The organism is Gardnerella sp. 30-4, from assembly GCF_001641215.1.
Classification (GTDB): domain Bacteria; phylum Actinomycetota; class Actinomycetes; order Actinomycetales; family Bifidobacteriaceae; genus Bifidobacterium; species Bifidobacterium leopoldii.
The window spans coordinates 5,430-5,699 of record NZ_LXJL01000036.1 but is presented as its reverse complement, the minus strand read 5'-3'; the positions used below and the strand labels follow the sequence as shown (position 1 = coordinate 5,699).

The window sequence follows — 270 nt, the reverse complement described above, 5'->3', positions numbered from 1 at the left end:
GCAGTCTTCTTAGTATCAGAAGCATTCGTGTAAGCAACAGTCTTCTTCTTCGACTCAGCAGCAGTCACAGCCGCCTGCAAACCAGAAGCATCATGACCATCTAAACCAGTAACAGCATTCTTAAGAGCAGTAGTAGCATCAGAAATTTCTTTCTCTGTTGCACCCTTCTTAGCAAGAATAGTCTGAGCAGTTTGCAAAGCCTGATCAAACGCAGTCTTCTTAGTATCAGAAGCATTCGTGTAAGCAACAGTCTTCTTCTTCGACTCAGCA

1 protein-coding gene is annotated in these 270 nt (G+C 43.7%); it reads right to left on the bottom strand.

Annotated features, from left to right (window positions below; all coding sequences use genetic code 11):
- Nucleotides 1-270, bottom strand: a 270-nt coding sequence (locus tag A5294_RS02965; protein WP_156483442.1) for an FIVAR domain-containing protein, incomplete at both ends; no start/stop codon positions are given.